This is a genomic window from Gracilimonas sp. (assembly GCF_040218225.1).
Classification (GTDB): Bacteria; Bacteroidota; Rhodothermia; order Balneolales; family Balneolaceae; genus Gracilimonas.
The window spans coordinates 140689-159515 of the sequence record NZ_JAVJQO010000003.1; the positions used below are offsets into that span (position 1 = coordinate 140689).

The 18827-nt window shown below is 43.1% G+C and carries 14 protein-coding genes; 9 read left to right on the top strand and 5 right to left on the bottom strand.

The genetic code is table 11. From position 1 onward, the window contains the following. Window positions 1-197: 197 nt before the first annotated feature. The 7 genes from RIB15_RS03095 to ftsZ all read left to right on the top strand — a co-directional run bounded on the left by RIB15_RS03095 (window position 198) and on the right by ftsZ (window position 7749). Window positions 198-1388 (top strand): FtsW/RodA/SpoVE family cell cycle protein, encoded by a 1191-nt coding sequence (locus RIB15_RS03095; protein ID WP_350200685.1) that lies wholly within the window; start codon window positions 198-200, stop codon window positions 1386-1388. Continuing rightward, window positions 1381-2490, top strand: coding sequence for an undecaprenyldiphospho-muramoylpentapeptide beta-N-acetylglucosaminyltransferase (murG, locus tag RIB15_RS03100; RefSeq protein WP_350200686.1), 1110 nt, complete (start codon window positions 1381-1383; stop codon window positions 2488-2490). Before RIB15_RS03095 ends, murG begins: the two co-directional genes overlap by 8 nt. A 64-nt stretch (window positions 2491-2554) precedes the next feature. Next, complete coding sequence (gene murC / locus RIB15_RS03105; RefSeq protein WP_350200856.1) at window positions 2555-3928, top strand: UDP-N-acetylmuramate--L-alanine ligase; 1374 nt, start codon at window positions 2555-2557, stop codon at window positions 3926-3928. Beyond that, window positions 3929-4657 carry a cell division protein FtsQ/DivIB gene (locus RIB15_RS03110; protein WP_350200687.1) on the top strand — a complete coding sequence of 243 codons (729 nt, stop codon included), beginning with the start codon at window positions 3929-3931 and terminating at the stop codon, window positions 4655-4657. Then, window positions 4647-4916 carry a hypothetical protein gene (locus tag RIB15_RS03115; protein WP_350200688.1) on the top strand — a complete coding sequence of 90 codons (270 nt, stop codon included), beginning with the start codon at window positions 4647-4649 and terminating at the stop codon, window positions 4914-4916. Before RIB15_RS03110 ends, RIB15_RS03115 begins: the two co-directional genes overlap by 11 nt. Continuing rightward, on the top strand, window positions 4903-6162 hold the full coding sequence (gene ftsA / locus RIB15_RS03120) for a cell division protein FtsA (RefSeq protein WP_350200689.1): 1260 nt from the start codon (window positions 4903-4905) through the stop codon (window positions 6160-6162). The genes RIB15_RS03115 and ftsA overlap by 14 nt, the downstream gene beginning before the upstream one ends. Window positions 6163-6420: 258 nt before the next feature. Beyond that, window positions 6421-7749: a cell division protein FtsZ gene (gene ftsZ, locus RIB15_RS03125; protein WP_350200690.1), complete on the top strand. Its 1329-nt coding sequence runs from the start codon at window positions 6421-6423 to the stop codon at window positions 7747-7749. 139 nt (window positions 7750-7888) lie between these two features. Here ftsZ and RIB15_RS03130 read toward each other — a convergent pair whose 3' ends face one another. Then, entirely contained in the window at window positions 7889-8611 is a 723-nt protein-coding gene (locus tag RIB15_RS03130; protein ID WP_350200691.1) for a hypothetical protein, read from the bottom strand. A gap of 232 nt (window positions 8612-8843) precedes the next feature. On the opposite strand from RIB15_RS03130, the gene RIB15_RS03135 reads away from it, so the two are divergent. After that, window positions 8844-9308 carry a nuclear transport factor 2 family protein gene (locus tag RIB15_RS03135; protein ID WP_350200692.1) on the top strand — a complete coding sequence of 155 codons (465 nt, stop codon included), beginning with the start codon at window positions 8844-8846 and terminating at the stop codon, window positions 9306-9308. 8 nt (window positions 9309-9316) lie between these two features. Here RIB15_RS03135 and RIB15_RS03140 read toward each other — a convergent pair whose 3' ends face one another. From RIB15_RS03140 to RIB15_RS03155, 4 genes are all read right to left on the bottom strand, one after another. Next, the gene (locus tag RIB15_RS03140) at window positions 9317-12973 is read right to left on the bottom strand and encodes a T9SS type A sorting domain-containing protein (protein ID WP_350200693.1); all 3657 of its coding nucleotides are present in this window, start codon (window positions 12971-12973) and stop codon (window positions 9317-9319) included. Window positions 12974-13062: 89 nt separating this feature from the next. After that, the gene (locus tag RIB15_RS03145) at window positions 13063-14217 is read right to left on the bottom strand and encodes a glycosyltransferase family 4 protein (RefSeq protein WP_350200694.1); all 1155 of its coding nucleotides are present in this window, start codon (window positions 14215-14217) and stop codon (window positions 13063-13065) included. 38 nt (window positions 14218-14255) lie between these two features. Further along, window positions 14256-15068, bottom strand: coding sequence for a sulfite exporter TauE/SafE family protein (locus tag RIB15_RS03150; protein ID WP_350200695.1), 813 nt, complete (start codon window positions 15066-15068; stop codon window positions 14256-14258). After that, window positions 15061-15846 (bottom strand): PhzF family phenazine biosynthesis protein, encoded by a 786-nt coding sequence (locus tag RIB15_RS03155; protein WP_350200696.1) that lies wholly within the window; start codon window positions 15844-15846, stop codon window positions 15061-15063. The genes RIB15_RS03150 and RIB15_RS03155 overlap by 8 nt, the downstream gene beginning before the upstream one ends. Before the next feature lie 480 nt (window positions 15847-16326). Between RIB15_RS03155 and RIB15_RS03160 the strand changes: the two genes are divergently transcribed. Further along, window positions 16327-18735, top strand: coding sequence for an endonuclease MutS2 (locus tag RIB15_RS03160; protein WP_350200697.1), 2409 nt, complete (start codon window positions 16327-16329; stop codon window positions 18733-18735). The last annotated feature ends 92 nt before the right edge of the window (window positions 18736-18827 follow it).

Consider the following 18827-nt stretch of genomic DNA (forward strand, 5'->3'; position numbering starts at 1 on the left):
TTATTTAGCAAGATTAAGATGACCATGTTAAACGACGAAGCAATCTCCCCGTTTCAAGCTCTTAAACAGTTCAAGGGGATTGCCACGTCGAAAGAATTTTTAAATCGAATAGTACAGAGCGGGCTCCTCGCAATGACGAGTGTCGGTTTTGCGGGAGCTTTAGCACTTGGTGCTTGTAATTTCGGATATAATACAAAGTGATATACACGAGTCCACATAGCAATATTTCCAACATCATCGGCACTTCTGCTGAGGATATCGATACGCGCAAGCAAGGCAGCGATCGGTACCTGTTGATGTCGGTTGTGATCCTGATGACGTTCGGAATGCTGGCGGTGTATTCGTCTATCGCGTTTTTTGCGGAAACCAAATCTACCACGGCCGGAACGTTGATTATTGGTCATCTGGTAAAGCTTGGAATCGCATTCTTTGTAATGCTGATTGCCTCAAAGATGAATTATCACACCATTGCCAAGTTTAGCCGAATTGGAATGGTTGTAAGCCTGATTTTACTACTGGCTGTTCTCGCTTTTGGAACCGAACAATTTGGAGCCAAACGCTGGCTGAATGTAGGCGGATTTTCTTTCCAACCGTCGATGGTTGCCACCGTCGCGTTAATGATTCACGTTTGCGTTTTACTAAGTGAAAAGCAGGAATACATCAAAGATTTTAAGAAAACCTTCCTGCCTATCATGTTTTGGGTCATTTTAACCTGTGGACTGATTGGCATCGAAGATTTTAGTAGCGCCGCCATCCTGATGGGTATTTGTCTGGTGATAATGTTTGTAGGAAGAGTAAGCGTAATTCAGCTAGGCTCGTTAGTTGCCATCGGGATTTTAGGCGGAGCCTTACTTCTTGGGCAATCCACAAACCGTCAGGATAGAATTGAACAGTACCTGAATCAGATTAAAGAGATTCCAAGCGAGCATATTATTCAAGGCAGCGGATACCAGGCTCAACAAGCTCATATTGCCATTGCCAAAGGTGAACTTATGGGTGTTGGTATTGGGAAAAGCTCACAGCGCGACTTCCTCCCTGCTCCATACAACGATTTTATTTTTGCGATTATCGCCGAAGAATATGGACTGATTGGAGCGATGTCACTCATTTTCATTTTCACACTGATTTTATTCCGGGGCATCGTATTTATCGCCCGGAATGCGGAAGACCACCTGGGATCATTATTGGCCGTGGCCTGTACGCTGACTATCGTTTTTTATGGATTTGTGAACGCCGGGGTTGCCAGTGGCATCCTTCCGGTAACGGGACTCCCCATGCCTTTTGTGAGTTATGGCGGAACCAGTATGCTTTTTGCCGGACTGATGGTAGGAATCCTCCTCAATATCTCGAAACATAACCGGGACCGGAGGACCTTATTCTATGGATAAGAACCCACGTATTTTATTGGCAGCCGGCGGTACAGGCGGACACGTGTATCCGGCCATTGCTATCGCAGATGCCCTGAAGAAAGAACAAGCTGATACGAAAATCCTTTTTGTAGGAACCAAAGACCACATGGAATGGCAGGCCGTTCCCAAAGCAGGCTACGATATCAGAAATGTATGGATCAGTGGTTTTCACCGTCGGTTCACCCTGAAAAATTTACTATTCCCGGTGAAACTGATGACCAGCCTGATGCAAAGCCTGAGAATTTTATCGGGCTACAAACCACATGTGGTGGTTTCCTGTGGGGGATATGTAGCCGGTCCGGTTGGATGGGTAGCTGGGAAAAAAGGAATCCCCATTGTAATCCAAGAGCAAAACAGCTTTCCCGGAGTTACGAATCGATTACTGGCGAAGTTTGCAACTAAAATATTTACCGCTTTCAAGGAAGCCGATCGTTATCTCCCCGAAGAAAAAACGGAGATCACAGGCAACCCAACCCGCGCCACTTTGACCGGTGCTGATAAATCCAAAGCATTACAGTCTTTTGGCTTTGACGACAGCAAACCGGTGTTGCTGGTAATGGGTGGTAGCGGTGGAGCAAAAACCATCAATGAGGCGATGAAAGCCAATATTGAACAGCTTCACAACCATGCCGGACTACAAATTATCTGGCAGTGTGGAGCACGGTATTATGATGAACTCTCTACCGAAATCAACGAAAAGAAATTAGACAACCTGCGGCTCACTGCTTTCCTGGACAACATGGCGGAAGCTTATGCAGCAGCAGACTTGGTAATTAGTCGTGCCGGTGCCAGTTCGTGCTCGGAATTAATGCTAACGGGAAAACCAAGTGTATTGGTCCCCTCTCCTAATGTTGCCGGAGATCACCAGACACAAAACGCTAAAGCAATGGTAGATGCAGGTGCATCCAAACTGTTGGAGGATAATGCTATGAAAGAGACCATGACCGAACTGGTGGAGCAGCTGATCTTTGATCAGGAAAACCTGAAACGTATGAATCAGGCTGCATTGAATTTGGCAAAACCCGATGCAGCCAAGCTGATTGCCAAGGAAATTTTAGAAATTGCAAAATCAAAGTTATAAGAACGCAGTAGTGGAAAAACGCATCGAAACACAACCCGTATTTGGCCGCACAAAACATATCCACATGGTGGGTATAGGTGGCATTGGTATGAGCGGGATGGCCGAAATATTGTTGCAGCGCGGATATAAGGTAACCGGCTCGGACGGTGCGGTAACCGAAACTACCAAACGTCTGCAGGAACTCGGTGCTACGGTTCACAAAGGCCATAAGGCTGAATACATTGACGGGGCTGATGTAGTTGTTTACACCAGCGCCGTTAAAGCCGATGAGAATGTAGAAACCAAAGCGGCTATTGAAGAGCGCATTCCGACTATCAAACGGGCGGAAATGCTGGCCGAGCTGATGAAAATGAAGTTCGGTATTGGTGTAGCCGGCACGCATGGCAAGACAACAACCACGACTATGGTGGGTCATGTTACCCAGGATGGAAATTACGATCCGACTATTATTGTAGGCGGTAAAGTTCACAGTTTTGATAAAACGAATGCCGTTGTTGGTAAAGGAGATTTAATTGTTGTTGAAGCCGACGAGTTCGACCGCACCTTCCTCCGACTTTCTCCTTCCCTTGCGATAATTACGAATATTGAGGCCGAACATCTCGACATCTATGATGACCTGGAAGATGTAAAGCAGGCGTTCATTGATTATGCCAACAAAGTGCCCTTTTACGGAGCGGTTATCGTCTGTTTGGATGATTCGAACGTCCGAAGCATTCTCCCTGAACTAGAGAAGCGGGTTATTACCTATGGATTAACTCCGCAAGCTCAACTCCGCGCGACTGATATCAGAGCGGATGCCTTTACAAGCACCTTCTCCGTGATTTGGGAAGGTGAAAAGCTCGGCGTGATTACACTGAAAGCACCTGGCGAGCATAACGTAAAAAATGCTTTAGCTGCAATTGCAACCGGACTCGAGCTAGATATTGATTTTAAACTGATTAAAAAAGGTCTGGAGCGATTTGAAGGAGTATTCCGCCGCTTCCAGCTGAAATATGACAACGGCTGTATGGTGATTGATGACTATGCCCATCACCCAACCGAAGTTCATGCAACTTTACAGGCAGCAAACAAAGGTTGGCCCGATCGCCGGGTAGTTGCTGTTTTTCAGCCGCACTTGTACTCACGTACCCAGGATTTATATAAGGAATTTGGACTCTCATTCTTTGACGCAGAGATGCTGATTGTGACCGACGTGTATCCTTCCCGCGAAAAACCAATCGAAGGCGTAACCGGGAAATTGATTGCAGATACGGCCGAACAGTATGGGCATAAGAATGTGATGTACGTGGAGAACAAAGAGGATGTCACCAAAACGCTGAAAGAAATTGCAGAACCCGGTGATATCATCATTACGATGGGTGCCGGTGATATTTACCGCTTTGGCGAAGAGTTCGTTGAAGCATTGAAATCAGGAAAATTCAAACCAAAAGCCAGGTAGTTGAGCAATCAAGGTTCAAATAAAAGTTTACTGCCCTGGATTACCACTGTATTGATGGTAACTGGAGTTGCTGTACTTGCTGCGCTCTATTGGAACAAGAATGTGACCGTGCAGGATGTGCAGGTAAACAGCTTGTACTACACCGACTATGAGCAGGTGAAGCAGGCGGCAAATATACCTTTGGGTGTAAAGCCAGATAGTTTGAATCTGTATGCAGTTGTTCAAAGAGTCGAAAAGCTTGACTACGTGCGTTCAGTGAAACCATACATCGAGCCCAGCGGAGACTTGAGATTGAATGTAGCTGAACGGCAACCTATTGCGCTTTTGGTTAATGGAGCAGACCGGATTTACGTAGATGCAGAGGGTGTTCGATTACCCATTTTGGAAGGTAAAACACAGGATGTACCACTTCTGTATGGATATAGCGCAACATCCACTGATACCATTAAAACCGAAGAATTTGCACAGGTACGAGACTTTTTGATGCGAGCTAAAATCGATGGCTTTGGATGGACCACCATAAGTGAGGTGGTATATGATGAAAACGACGGCGTGGTAGCCTTAAGTCATGAAAATGGAGTAAAGCTACTATTCGGTCGAAATGACTTTCAAACCAAACTGGAGAACTGGAAAGCCTTTTATACGGATGTAATTCGGGTAAAAGGCATCCAATCGATGCGACAAGTTGATCTCCGGTTTACAAATCAGGTGGTGACCCGTGAAATTTGATTTTAACCATATATCGTTTGCAGATATCCAGGGATATTCTATGCTGAAAGAAGAATCATCCAATCGTTCCGATACAGAGCGGGCGGAACGGATAAAGCAGGCAGGAAGTCTTTTGAATACACTGCTAACAGAACCGGACAAAGGATTACTGAAGAAAGATTCTGTATCAGACTTTTACTCTGACTTGGCTTCGCCATCAACCCAGAAAAGAAACTTAGCAATCAACAAAAACACAGCGGATCGTCATGGAAGAACATGAAAACATCATGGTAGGTCTCGATATCGGGACTACTAAAATTTGCGCAATCGTAGCTTCAATCGATGAACAGGAACGAATTCATATTCTTGGGGTAGGCAAAGCTCAAAGCGATGGCCTGAACCGGGGAGTGGTGGTAAACATCGACAAAACCGTAAATGCTATCAAAGATGCCATTGCCCAGGCTGAACTGGCTTCCGGTATCCAGGTAAATTCGGTTAATGTGGGTATTGCCGGCGATCATATCCGCAGCATGCGAAGCAAAGGTGTGATCACCATCAACAACAAAGACAATGAAATTACAGCTAAAGATGTGGAGCGTCTTCTTGAAGACTGCCAGCGCATCATGCTTCCGACTGACCAGCAGATTCTGCACGTGATTCCACAAGAATTTGTGGTGGACGGACAAGATGGAATCAGTGATCCGGTGGGAATGAGCGGCATGCGTATGGAAGCCGAAGTTCACATCATAACCGGACTGGTATCAGCGGCCAAAAATATCTATCGCTGTGTGGAACGCGCCGGATACCAGGTTGCCGACATCATTTTAGAACCGCTGGCTTCCTCTTACTCCGTATTGGATGAAGAGGAAAAAGAAGCCGGTGTGGTACTGGTGGATATCGGAGGTGGAACAACTGACGTAGCCATCTTCCAGGATAACACGATCCGCCACACGGCGGTAATTGCCATCGCCGGACAAAAAGTAACCGACGACATTCGTCTCGGGCTCAGCGTGCTTGACGATCAGGCCGAAACCCTGAAACGCAAGCACGGCGAAAGTTATGCTGATCTGATCGAAGAGGATGAAGTCATAACGGTACCCGGCATTGCGGGACGACCTCCCAAAGAAATTACCAAGAGTATTCTCGCTAAGATTGTTCAGGCTCGGATGGAAGAAATTCTGGAGATCGTGGGAATTGAAATCAAACGCAGCGGATATGCTGACTCCATGAGTGCCGGCGTCGTTATTACCGGCGGCGGATCGCTTGTGAAGAATGTATGTCCCCTTGCAAACGAAATATTAGGACTGGATGCCAAAGTGGGAATTCCATTAGGCATCACAGGTGGACTGAAAGAAGAAGTGAACAGCCCGATTTACGCTACCGGTGTAGGTCTGGTGATGCATGCCCTTCGTTCAGGAACCGCGAACAACCAAACGATGATGCCATCATCATCAAAAGGAACCAATGTTGAGCAGGTGATGCAAAAAATCACTGAGCGCATGAAAAGTTGGTTCAAAGAGCTTTAGAAGTAAAATCAGCAATCAAAAACGCTATGGAAACAGAAGTAAATAAAGATTGTCATTGCGAGGAGCCAACTATGTACAAAATTTGGCTCGAAATCCTTGCGACGACGCAATCTTCCTTTAAAAAATTCCCCAGTGGATCAGGAAGATTGCTTCGGCATTCGCAAGGCTCATTTCTCGCAATGACGACTCGTTTCCTGCAGCAATCATCTACAACAATAACAATCCAGTAAAATACAACAACTCAAATAGGAGTTAACAATGGCTAACAATTCACGTTTCTTTTTTGACGAACAGAGCCAGGAAAACGCCAAGATCAAAGTGATCGGCGTAGGCGGCGGTGGCGGTAACGCCATAAACAATATGATAAACATGGGCCTTGAAAGTGTGGAGTATATTGCTCTGAACACCGATGCACAGGCCTTAAAAAACAGCATGGCAGACATCAAGGTTCAGGTGGGTTCAGCCCTTACCAATGGCCTTGGAGCCGGAGCACGTCCCGAAATAGGTCGTGAAGCGGTAGAAGAAAATCGCCATGAAATTGAAGAATCTATCGAAAATGCCGATATGGTATTTGTGACGGCCGGAATGGGCGGTGGAACCGGAACCGGGGGAGCTCCCGTGGTTGCAGGCATCGCCAAGCGCCGTGGCATCCTTACCGTCGGTATTGTAACCACCCCCTTTGAATGTGAGGGTAAAGTTCGGAAGAAATATGCCCTGGAAGGCATCACCGAACTGAAGAAAAATTGTGATACGGTAATAGTGATTCCGAATGAGCGACTCCTTGACATTGCTGATGAAAACACATCCCTTATGGATGCTTTTGCGATGGCGAACGAAGTGCTCTACAACGCAACGCGGGGTATCAGTGATCTTATCCTGATGCCGGGTCTGATTAACCTTGACTTTGCTGACGTTCGCACAACTATGAGCGATGGTGGAGCTGCCATTATGGGATCGGCTACTGCTGAAGGTGCCGACCGTGCAGAGAAAGCCGCTCGTGCTGCGATCAACTCTCCGCTGTTGGATGGAGTAAGCATCCGTGGAGCACGCAACGTGCTGGTAAACATTTCGGCCGGTTCCAACCTTGGAATGCGCGAAACTACCACTGCTACCAATATCATCCATGATGAGGCCGGTGAAAATGCTGAAATCATACTCGGTACCGTATTGGATGAGAACTTCGGTGAAGACATCCGCGTGACTGTTATAGCCACCGGATTTGATCTAGCCGAAGACCGAACCACTGCGAAAGTAGCCAGCAATGATAAGAGCTCGCTGAATAAAGCAGCTGAAAATGCTCAGGCTAACATGCAGACCAACAGTAAGAAACCCGATGTACCCAATCGCTTTCAGCGTGGTACCGGTGATTACTACAAAGGCGAAAACAACCTTAAAAAATTAGACACTCCATCTTACCTGCGTCGAGATCTAAACGTTCGCAAACAGGAAGATAGCATTGAAGTCCCTGATGAAGAGGAGCAAAAGAATGATGCGCAGGACAACATCGCGCCATTCCAGAGCCGCACGGAACGCATCCGCAAGGATGACACCGACCAGCCGGCTTTCCTCCGAAAAATCATGGATTAAGGAGTTGCCATTGAAGCGGTTCACCCCCGATGCCATGGGAATGGTATCTCTATGAACCATTGAATTTTACTGGAATATAGCTTCATTCAAGCTATAGATTGCTAACAATAGAAGAAGCCTCTTGATCGGGGCTTCTTTTTTATGAAATAGAATTAATTTTACTTATCAATTCTTGGCTTTTTTCATCAAACTCTTTCCTTGTTTTTTCATTTATAAAGTCCAATGCTTCTATTAATGTATCCTTTCCATCAACAGTTAAACTTTCAGCATTATTTAAAACTTCTTCAAAAACATCTAAATCATTTTCTATGGTTGAGTATTCCACATCATGGATAGCTTGACTTAACATTGATTGAACAAGATGCTTTAATGAAGCTTCAAATTCTCCATTTCTATAACTAATTCTACTTTGATATCTGCTCACATCCGACAAAGTGAGTGCCAAATCCTCAGTTTTTGATCTAGTGAATTTGTCAAGATTTGATATTTTATCACTAATCATTTCTTTCAACTTTGTGACCTCCTCTGATAGCTCTTTATTATATTTGTTTTCTAGCTCTATTAACTTATTATCAAATTCTTGAACAATCCTTTTCTTTTCATTCTTAAATAAATTATTCTGAGTAAGCCAATTTGCTCCAGCAAATATTAAGACAAGTCCAACAACTCCTCCCAAGCTAAACCATACTGTATTCCTTACTTCTTTAACATGATCTTTCATTAGACTTACCTCTTGTTCAAGAAGTCGATTTTCAACTTGCTCTTCCCTTAAAATATCTTTTAGATCAATGCTATCCTCAGAAATTTGCGGTTGCCCCATTTGTACGAACCCAAAAAATACTATCAATCCAATTTTAAGCATATCATTAACTATGTATTAGAATTTCATTGAATATACTTTGTTTAGGTTTTTAATCAAGAAATGAAAAGCTGTTCTACCCTTTACCTGCTAGTACATGATTATTTAGATTTCTCCCGCTGGTCAAAATGACAAAAAGAGTCTGATAAAAAGTAGTGCTGTCATCTCGAACGAATGTGAGAGATCTATGGATTTATTACATTCATGGTTATCACCAATGATAAATGATTCACATATGAATAGAGTACTTATCAGTTTACCGACTTTTTTAGCCCTCATATCAATTGCCTTATTAACCAGTTGCACGCAGGTGAACCCCCAACAGGAAAAAGAAGCGCTGACAAAGTTATTGGGTGAGTTTTTGGAAAATGTAGATGATCCCAAAATGCACGACCGGTTGTGGGCCGAAGACTTGGTTTACACTGGCTCTGCAGGTACCCGCCATGGAAAGGATGTGATCATGGATGGCATGCAGGAATCGGAATCTGAAACCTCTCAATCAGCAGGTCCGAAGTATTCTTATGATAGTCTCCATGTGAAAGTTTTCGGTAAAACCGCAGCCCTCACTTTCCGGTTAATAGCTGAAACACCCGATGATACTTTATGTTATCTGAACAGTGGTTTTTTCGAGAAACGAGACGGAAAATGGAAAGCGGTTGTCTGGCAGGCTACCCGAATGGCGGATTCTTCCGATGATTAAGTCAGATTTTATTTGATCAGCAACATTTTTTTGGTCATAACCAGTCCTTTATACTTTAACTGATAGAAATATACTCCTGATGAAAGGTTACCGGCATCAAAAGTAACGGTATGAGAACCAGCACTTAACCTATCATCCCTCAAAGTTGCTACTTCCCGGCCAAGTGTGTTATACACTTTAAGGGAAACATTCCCGGCCCGTGGCATGCTAAACTGAATGTTGGTTGTCGGATTGAAAGGATTTGGATAGTTCTGGGATAACTCAAAATCAGCAGGAATTTCTGTTTTGGGTTCCGGCTCGTTAGAAATAGCCAATTCCAATTCTATATCTATCATTTCAGCTATGGTACTATCACTGAGAGCGTAGCTGAATATCTGCACTTCATCTATCTCTCCATAAAAAGGTTGATTTCCTTCAGCATTGTTTCCAATATAAAGATCGGAGTCTGATACAGTAATCAGTCCTTTATAATCGTCATATCTTACAAGCTGACCATTCAGATATAAACGCACTCTCTCTCCATCATAAGTAGCAGCCACATGAAACCATTCTCCGGGTTTAATTTGGGGAGCACCGAAAGTGAGTTCTACATCATCAAGTTGAAACCTGATTTTTTCTCCAATTTTATCTTCTGAATGTCCTGCTATCGAATGATCAACTATTTCAATAGTGTATCTGTCATATTCTTCATCCTTTCTTGAAATAATGGTGCTCGTGGGATAATCTTCTCCTTCACTTCTCATGTTTACCCATGCGGTAAGACTCAAAGCATTAAAAACAGAATCCAGCGACGCATTACTATCTTCTATAAAAACAGCGTCATCAATTCCATCAAAAGAATACGCCGATTCTGTATTTCCCAACCTGTCTTCAGCAAAATCTCCACCATCACTTTTTACTAACAGTTCCGAGCTACTTGAATCGGTAAAACTGCCGCTAAATGAGAGCTGAAGCAAGTTCTGAGCCTCCAAATTATATCCTCTGAATCTATCCTGGTAGAACTCATCAATGGCACTCTCGGAGACAGCATAATTATAGATCTTTACTTCATCTATGGATCCCTTGAAAGGTTCCGTACCCTCCTGATTGTTTCCAATTAAAATATCAGATTTTCCCATTTCTAATCGACCAGAATATCTGCCACTGGAAACCAATTCACCATTCAGGTAAACATGCATCATATTGTTTCCAAAGGTAGCGGTTATCATATACCACTCCCCTCTTTTCAAAGACAGATCCGGGTAAGCTTCAAGTCTCGCGCTGTTAATATTGAAGAATATCTGTTTGGTCACACCCAAATAAAATTGTCCGTATTCGGAGGAGTCTTTTCTGTGTACAATCGACATGTGATTGTCAGACTCATTTAGTTTTACCCAGGCATTTATGGTCAGCCCTTCATACAATGAGTCTAATTCGGACGTATTATCTATAACTCTTATTACATCATCTCCTGAAAAAGAAAATGCCGAGTTGTTATAATCGAACCTGCCTTTTGCTGGTTTGGCACCAATATTCTCCGTGTCATTATAATTTGCAGAGGAATCAATCACTGACCCACTGAAAGGAAGATAGACTAACTGTTCTTTTTTGAACTTTCTTCCTTCGGTATATAAATCATAAAATGACTTCATGGTACTGTCTTCAATCACATAATTATAAAGACGCACGTCATCAACAGAACCTGCAAAGCCCTGTTCATTATTGCCATAGATTGCTTTACCACCTATATATAAATCAGAATCATTAACACTTAAGCTTGTCTCGTAAGTTGAAACACTGAGTAAATCTCCGTTTAAAAAAGTTTTCAGGCTATCTCCGTTAAAGGTAAATCCCAAGTGTATCCAATGCCCTTCTACAATATCTGTTGAAGAAACTGCGGTCGTTTTTCCGTTTATCGTAAATGCTAATGAGTTTTTAAAATACCCTCTTGTCGCTTTACGAATTTCCACCTCAAATTTATCTGATATCCCTTCATCTTCCCTTGAAAGCAGCACACTATAGGAGCCGGTACCATTCAATGATTTTATTTTCACCCAGGATGAAAAAGTGAACCCTTTATAGAGAGAATCAATTCTGTTGTCTGTATCGTTATAGGTAATAAAATCTTCCTGGTCCAAGGAAAATGCTCTATCATCATTATTGAAACGATCCGTTGTCAGACTACCGCCTGCTATTGAAATATCATTATCAATGTCTGCCTGATCTGTAACTGAGCCTTCAAATGGGAGATAAGTCAGAACAGACTCCTGTGGTTGGTCAAACTCGAATTCATAATCAATAACCGAATTCTGAATCTCATTTTCAGTGAGCACATAATTGTATAAGGCAATATCATCTAAAGCTCCCTCAAAATTTCTCTCAAAGTTCAAATCACTGCCTAAATAAAATTCTCTTTCATTCCCGATATTTTTCTTTTCAATTCCTATATGTCGAATAAGCCTGGTATTCTGGTCTTTTTTTCCATTAATAAATAATTCAGGTTTTTCTCCGTCATAAGTAATTGCAACGTTTACCCATTGATTTTGAGGAAGCTGGTTCTTCTTCTCGAGTCTCATATCCCTGGTATAAAATTTCAAATACCCGCCTTCCTCCATTTCCAAGACAAACCCCGGGTAATCTCCATAGGTATTAAAAGGCACCCCTGCTATTATCTGCTCGACATCTTTAGTTGCATATGAATCCAAATATAGCCAGGTAGACAGAGTAAATTCTTCCCTGTTATCAAATGTTTGATAAAACTTTTCATCAGAAATACGGATTGGCTTCTCAGCATTTTTGAAATCATAGGCCTGATTCTCAGATCCAAACCTATCCTTTATAAATGTTCCATCACCTTTTCCAGTCTCACTAAATTCATATATGGGATACTGGAAAAAGCTGGAGTCTGCTATGGTATTAGAGAAAGATATGTCTACAATTTTTTCATCAATTATTGGTCGTACATCTGCAGCCTTGCGAATAGTATTCACATCAACTACATGATCATAAATTTTAAGATCATCCATCCGGCCTATATACTTTTGATCGGAAAAGCGGGTAGAGCCAATTGTTATAGGCGAATCCGATGCTGATTTAAACCATCTTTCTCCCTCAGCGTTTAATTCACCATTAATATATGTTTTGAAGTCCCCATTCTTCATGGTAACAGCAAGATGGAGCCATTGATCATTTTCCACCAGGAAATTACCCCCACCAACACCGCCGGCCCTGACATGAAGAAACCCTACATTATTAATGCCAAAATGATACCCTTCGCTCTTCCAGTAATCATCTATAAACTCATCATAGCGTTCTAAAAACATTGATCTGGATATATACTCGGGAAAACCTTCCACTTTAAACCACAACATAAATGTTATTCCTGTGCTGTTACTTATACTATCCAACGCATTATCGGTATCTGCAATCGTGATCGCATCGTCAATCCCATCGAAATAGAAGGCACTGTTTGGATTTCCGTTTCGGTCTTCAACATATTGACCACCTTCCACGGTTATATCAGGATTCAAGCCCGTAGAATCAACTACAGAATTTTCAAAGGCCAGATGCAACACCGGTTCGGAGTCCTCACTCTGAGCGAAAATATTTGAGGCCGGCAACAACAAAATGAAGAGCAATAGAATGAAGAAAGGCTGTTCTCTTAAACATGATAAGTGATACTTCATAGTCTCTTAACTTATTAATAAATGGAATAACATCTGCACTAAGATTATTCTTATCTCTCAGAAAAACAACTTGATCGACGATAATTTAATTAATGTGGATCAAGTTCATTCCCGATCACTTCCAATACCCTTTTCCCCCAATTCTCCCAATTCATATGATTTTTATACCGGCTATACGCTTGCAGGGATATTTTTTTATATCTGTCTTCATTTTTATGAACAGCTATAATCCAATCAGCTACTTCTTCCGGACTTTGTGACGATCTGCATATAAATCCTGTTTCGCCATCAACCACGGCCTCTGGTACCCCGCCGGTTTCAGAACCAATAGATGGAAGTCCGTATGAAGCCGCTTCTATAAACGACATTCCAACACACTCGGCTTTGGTAGGCATAATGAAAAATGTAGCATCTTTATACAGCTGATGTAACTGCTTTCTGCCCTCTTCTTTTTCTTTATCTACAAATCCGACGACTTTTATCTCCTCTGGTTTATCGGCAATTTCCGGTTCACAACCCACAATGTATAATTCGGCACCCACTCCTTTTTTCGTCAAAGCTCGCAGGACTTCCACTGCAAACGGACCACCTTTTTCTTCCCAGCGAATCCCTACAAACAACAACTTTACTTTTGAGGAATGTTGACGATTCTCAACTATGTCATTTAACTCACTCTCTGTAATATTTGTATCCAAGTTTGGCCCATAAGGAATCACCTCAATTTTCTTTGAGGGAACTCCGTAGTCCTTCATCGCAGAATCAGCGAGCCAGTTCAGAGGTAAAATCAATTTTATCGCTTTTTCAAAGGCTTTTTGCTCCAAATGTTTAGCCTCCTTTATACTCAGAGGATGAAGATTGGAGTGACTTCCATACACTTCATTTAGCAGGGTGAATGTCGCATCGGCGGTTAGATATAATGGTAAATTACTCTTCAGATAAGCCATTTCAGGATTCATCAGAGAAGCCAGAAGAACATCCGGATTTGAATCAGTAATTTTTTGATCAACGATCGAAGCCATCCGTTTCGCAAGCCTGACATCATATTGATATTTGTACACTTTTCCGGAAAGTAAGCGGAGCAGCCTACCTTTTATTTTGGGAATTATTTTATACTTGGAATCAACAGGCCCCAATGGAATAACTTCTTCAAAGCTATTCTCCAACGCTTTGTACATATAGTAATGCGTACCGGAATAAGCTTTACGGTTTAAAGGATTTTGCTTTGTGATGTAGCCTATTCTCATTTCACCAATCTAATTAATTCGATCCCGGATATAGATTACTATAAAATTCCCCAGATTAACCGACTTGCCATAAGAATCGCAAGTACAGCAAACCCCCACTGCAGGTATGTTCGGTTTATCTTGTGGTTGAGCATTGCTCCTCCAAAACCACCTGCCAATCCTCCTAAGGAAAGAGGCAAAGCTGCACCAAAATCTACATATCCGACCGAAAACCCGGTAATGCCAGAAATAGCTCCTGGTTCAAACGCCAGCTGCATCCAACCGGAGGTAACCATAATGATCATGGCCAGGTGAGAAACACTTACTGCTTTCCGAAAGGGTTGTTTGTAAAACAGGTTCATAATAGGAACCATAATTCCGCCACCGCCTACTCCGGCTAAAGCCGCTACAAACCCTCCCGCTCCGCCAGTAATGGACGTTTCTTTGAGACCCATTTTTGTGTATTCACGGTCATACTCATCATCCTTGTCATTCCCCCTGCGAAACATCATAAAAGCAGCATAGAGAAGCATACAGCTAAAAAAGATGACGAATTCTGTGCGACTGTAATAGGGAGAAGTAATCAGTAACTTTCCCAGATAAACGCCAACCGCTCCCAGCACACCCAGTTTAATCCCCTCCACCCAGAAGATGTGTTTTTGCATATATTGTCTCACCGTGCTCCCAAATGCAGCTACAAAAGTACAAAATAGCCCAGAAGCTACCGTCCAGAGTACCGGATTTTCCACCCCTTCGGCTTCAAACAAAAAGAAGAGTACTGGTGTAAAAATGATACCGCCACCGATACCCATCAACCCGGCCAGAATGCCCGCTGCCAACCCTATAATTAATAGAATGAAAATCTCAACCAAGAATAATCTCCCCTTTAAGATAGGTAACTGCTTTACCCAGAATCTCCGCACGATCGCCTTTCATCCTGCAGGTCAAATTTCCAACACGCTTTGAAATCTGCCGGGCTTCCAGCTCCTCTTTTTTAAGCTTCTGACTCCAGTATGGTGCTGTTTTCGTATGGGCTGAACCGGTCACAGGATCTTCATCAATCCCCGATTGGGGAGCAAAAAAGCGGGAAACAAAGTCTACTTCATCTCCGGGAGCTGTCACAATGATTCCGCGGGCATCCACTTCGTTCAGCATGCGGAAATCAGGCTGAAGGCTGGCTACTTCTTCTTCGGAGTCAAGCACCACCATATAGTCATCCGACTTATATACATCAGAGGTCCGCTCAATACCCAGCGCCTGGAACAGGATAGCCGGACCCTCTGCTTGCTCTGGATGAACCGCCGGAAAGTTCATAGACAACCGGCCCCCTTCCTTTTTAACCGTCAACAAGCCACTGCGGGTTTTGAAAATGACCTCATTCTTGTCGTACCCTAATTCCTCAAACAGGATATGGCCGGCAGCTAAAGTAGCATGTCCGCATAAATCTACCTCAACCGCCGGAGTAAACCACCGCAAGCGATAGCCGTCTCCTTCTTCAACAAAAAAGGCGGTTTCAGACAAATTGTTTTCAGCAGCTATATTCTGCATTTGCTTATCCGAAAGCCACTCCTCCAACGGAACTACGGCAGCAGGATTCCCTCCAAATTGATGGTCTGTAAATGCATCGGCCTGATAGATCGGTAGTTTCATAAGCTTCTCTCGATTAGTTGTGCTGAAATGTAGGGGCATTTTGCATGGATGTAAAATAGAGGATTGATTTTTAATGACCTTTAGCCACCATTCCTAAGCAGGTAAGAATCTGGAAATTTTAAAAATATACTTTTATAAACTAACCACATCTCGGGCATTCACCGCGAGATAACTTTTTCCTATTCTACCCATACAATAAAAACTTAATAACCAACTTATAGCAGGCTTGAATCCGAAAACACGCAAAGAATTCCAGTCAACGATTCTTAACTTGCGTGAGCTAGGTTTATTTACAACTCATTAATGCTGAGTTCTTCGTGTTTTCTTGAGTTTTTGGTTCGTTTTGGGTCAAGCCAAAATGAACAAGAGAAATTGGCACAAATCATAACTTTGGCAAAAGTACATCCTAAATCATCTTCGACATACAACCATATTCCCCTTATCTTTGTAGAATAAAGTAAAGGCAATTAAAACCCCTGAATGAAACTTTACCCTAATACTCTTTTAGAAAAACTCGGTTTTGATCAAATTCGGCAAGCCACGCTGGAATTAACCCAATCGGTGCGTTCAAAAGAACTTGTGGAGTCGCTCTCTCCTTCTTCCAGCAAACAACGGGTGGAATTATTGACTGAGCAGACCAAAGAGATGCTGGATGTAATCGCATCAGCTGACCCATTTCCATTAGGTGAGTTTCCGGAAGTGCGGGATTATCTGGGCACTGCCAAGGCTGAGGGAAGTATCATTCCACTACCTGCTTTTGTGGATATTTTAAAGATTTCGTCCCTGTCTCGACAGGTGAAAAGCTTTTTTAAAGCACGCGCTGATCAGCTTCCGCGAATGGCTAAACTTTCGGAAGGTCTCATCCCGATGAAAGAACTCGAGAAGAGTATTAAGGAAAAAGTTACCGAGCACGGAGAGCTTCGGGATGATGCGAGTCCTGAGTTAAGGGCCATTCGAAAAAAGCTCAATAAGCGAAAATCCGATCTTCGCACTACTATTAATCGTTCTATGAAAGACGCCAACAAGGATGGCATGGCTTCGGATGAAGGGCCAACTATCCGAAATGGACGCATGGTGATTCCAATCCAGGCTGAATTTAAGCGAAAGATTCAGGGCTTTGTGCATGATGTTTCTGCCAGCGGCCAAACGGTTTATATAGAACCGGTGGAAGCCCTGAACCTGAATAATGAAATCCGCCAGTTTGAAGCCGAAGAGCAGCGGGAAATTGAGCGCATCCTGAAAGCACTGACTCAGCATGTGAACAAAAATTCTGAATACATCGACCAGAACCTTTCTTTTCTTGCTGAAATCGATGTTGTATTTGCAAAGGCCAAGCTCACAAACAAATTGGATGGTGAGATTCCCATTATTGCTAAAAACCAGTATTTGAGCATTAAGGAAGCGTATAATCCGATTCTCCGGCTCAAAAATATGAGTGTAAAAAAGAAAGAAGACCGCGAGAAAATTATCCCGTTGTTTCTGCGGCTTGAAGAAGATGAGCAGTGCCTGATGATTACCGGACCCAATGCCGGTGGAAAATCCGTGGCCATGAAAACAGTCGGGCTGATGGCCCTTATGATTCAATCCGGTTATGGAGTTCCAGCTGATCCCACGTCTGAAATCCCTATTTTCTCCGGACTTTTTGTGGATCTTGGGGATGATCAATCTATTGAAAATGACCTGAGTACGTTTTCCTCCCGGCTGAAATGGATGCGTGAAACCATTGAGAATTTTGAGCCCGGAAGTTTGGTTTTAATTGATGAGGCAGCAGCAGGAACAGACCCGGAAGAAGGCGGAGCTCTTTTTCAATCTTTCATTGAGAAGTTGCTCGACCGAAATGGGAAAATTATTGTGACCACACACCATGGTTCGCTGAAAGTGTTTGCTCATGAGCATCCAAAAGCGGTAAACGGGTCTATGGAATTTGATCAGGCTACACTCTCTCCTACCTATAAATTTAAAAAAGGAATTCCGGGCAGCAGCTATGCTTTTGAAATTGCCCAGCGTATGAATCTGGATGAAGAGGTGCTTCAACGGTCACGTATTTTGTTAGGTGAGGCTAAAGATAAAATGGAGTCTTTGATCACCGAACTGGAAACAAAATCACAGCAGGCAGCTGATCTCAAAGAGAAGTATTCCAGGCTCCAGGATAAAGCTGAATCAGAGCGCAAAAAATATGAGAATAAGATTCAGGCTATCGAAAAAGACAAGGAGAAAATCCGGGAAAAAGCATTGAAGGAAGCGAAGTCCATCATGGATTCTGCCAATCAGCGGGTAGAACAAGCCGTTCAGAAGATCGTTGAACAGAATCGGGCGGATAAAGACGAGATCAAGGAAATCCGCAAGGAAGTAGATCAGGAGAAAAAGGAAATTGACCGCTCTTTGGAGGAAATTGAAGAGAAAAAAGAAGAGCGAGAACAAACAACCGATGATCCACCTCAGAAAGGAGATCATGTCCGGTTTAAAGATGGAAATACCACGGGTGAACTGGTGGAAATCAACGGCAAGAATGCGGTGGTACAGGCCGGTGGCTTAAGGCTCAAAACCAAGTACAAAAACCTTGTTAAGGTAGAGAAACAGCAAAAGAAGAAAACAAAAGCCCGATCTTCCATCATGGTGGGCGATAATAGTCTGACGACCGAAATGGTGAAGCCCTCCATCGAAGTGCGGGGAATGAGAACAGAAGATGCTATTCATGAAGTTACCCAATACATCGACCGGGCCGTGTACCGGAATATGAATCAGGTCGAGATTATTCATGGCAAAGGCGATGGAATTTTACGCAGCCAGATTCAATCTTACCTCAACACCCGCAATGATGTGAAAAGTGTGGAAACGGCGCCTATTGAACGAGGTGGAGCTGGTTGTACGGTTGTGGAGTTGAAGTAGAATTTCAGATTTGATCAAATTTTTCAAAAAGAAAATAGAAATAAAAAAGCCAGAGTTGCTCACTCCGGCTTTTCCTATTGATGTAAAGGTTC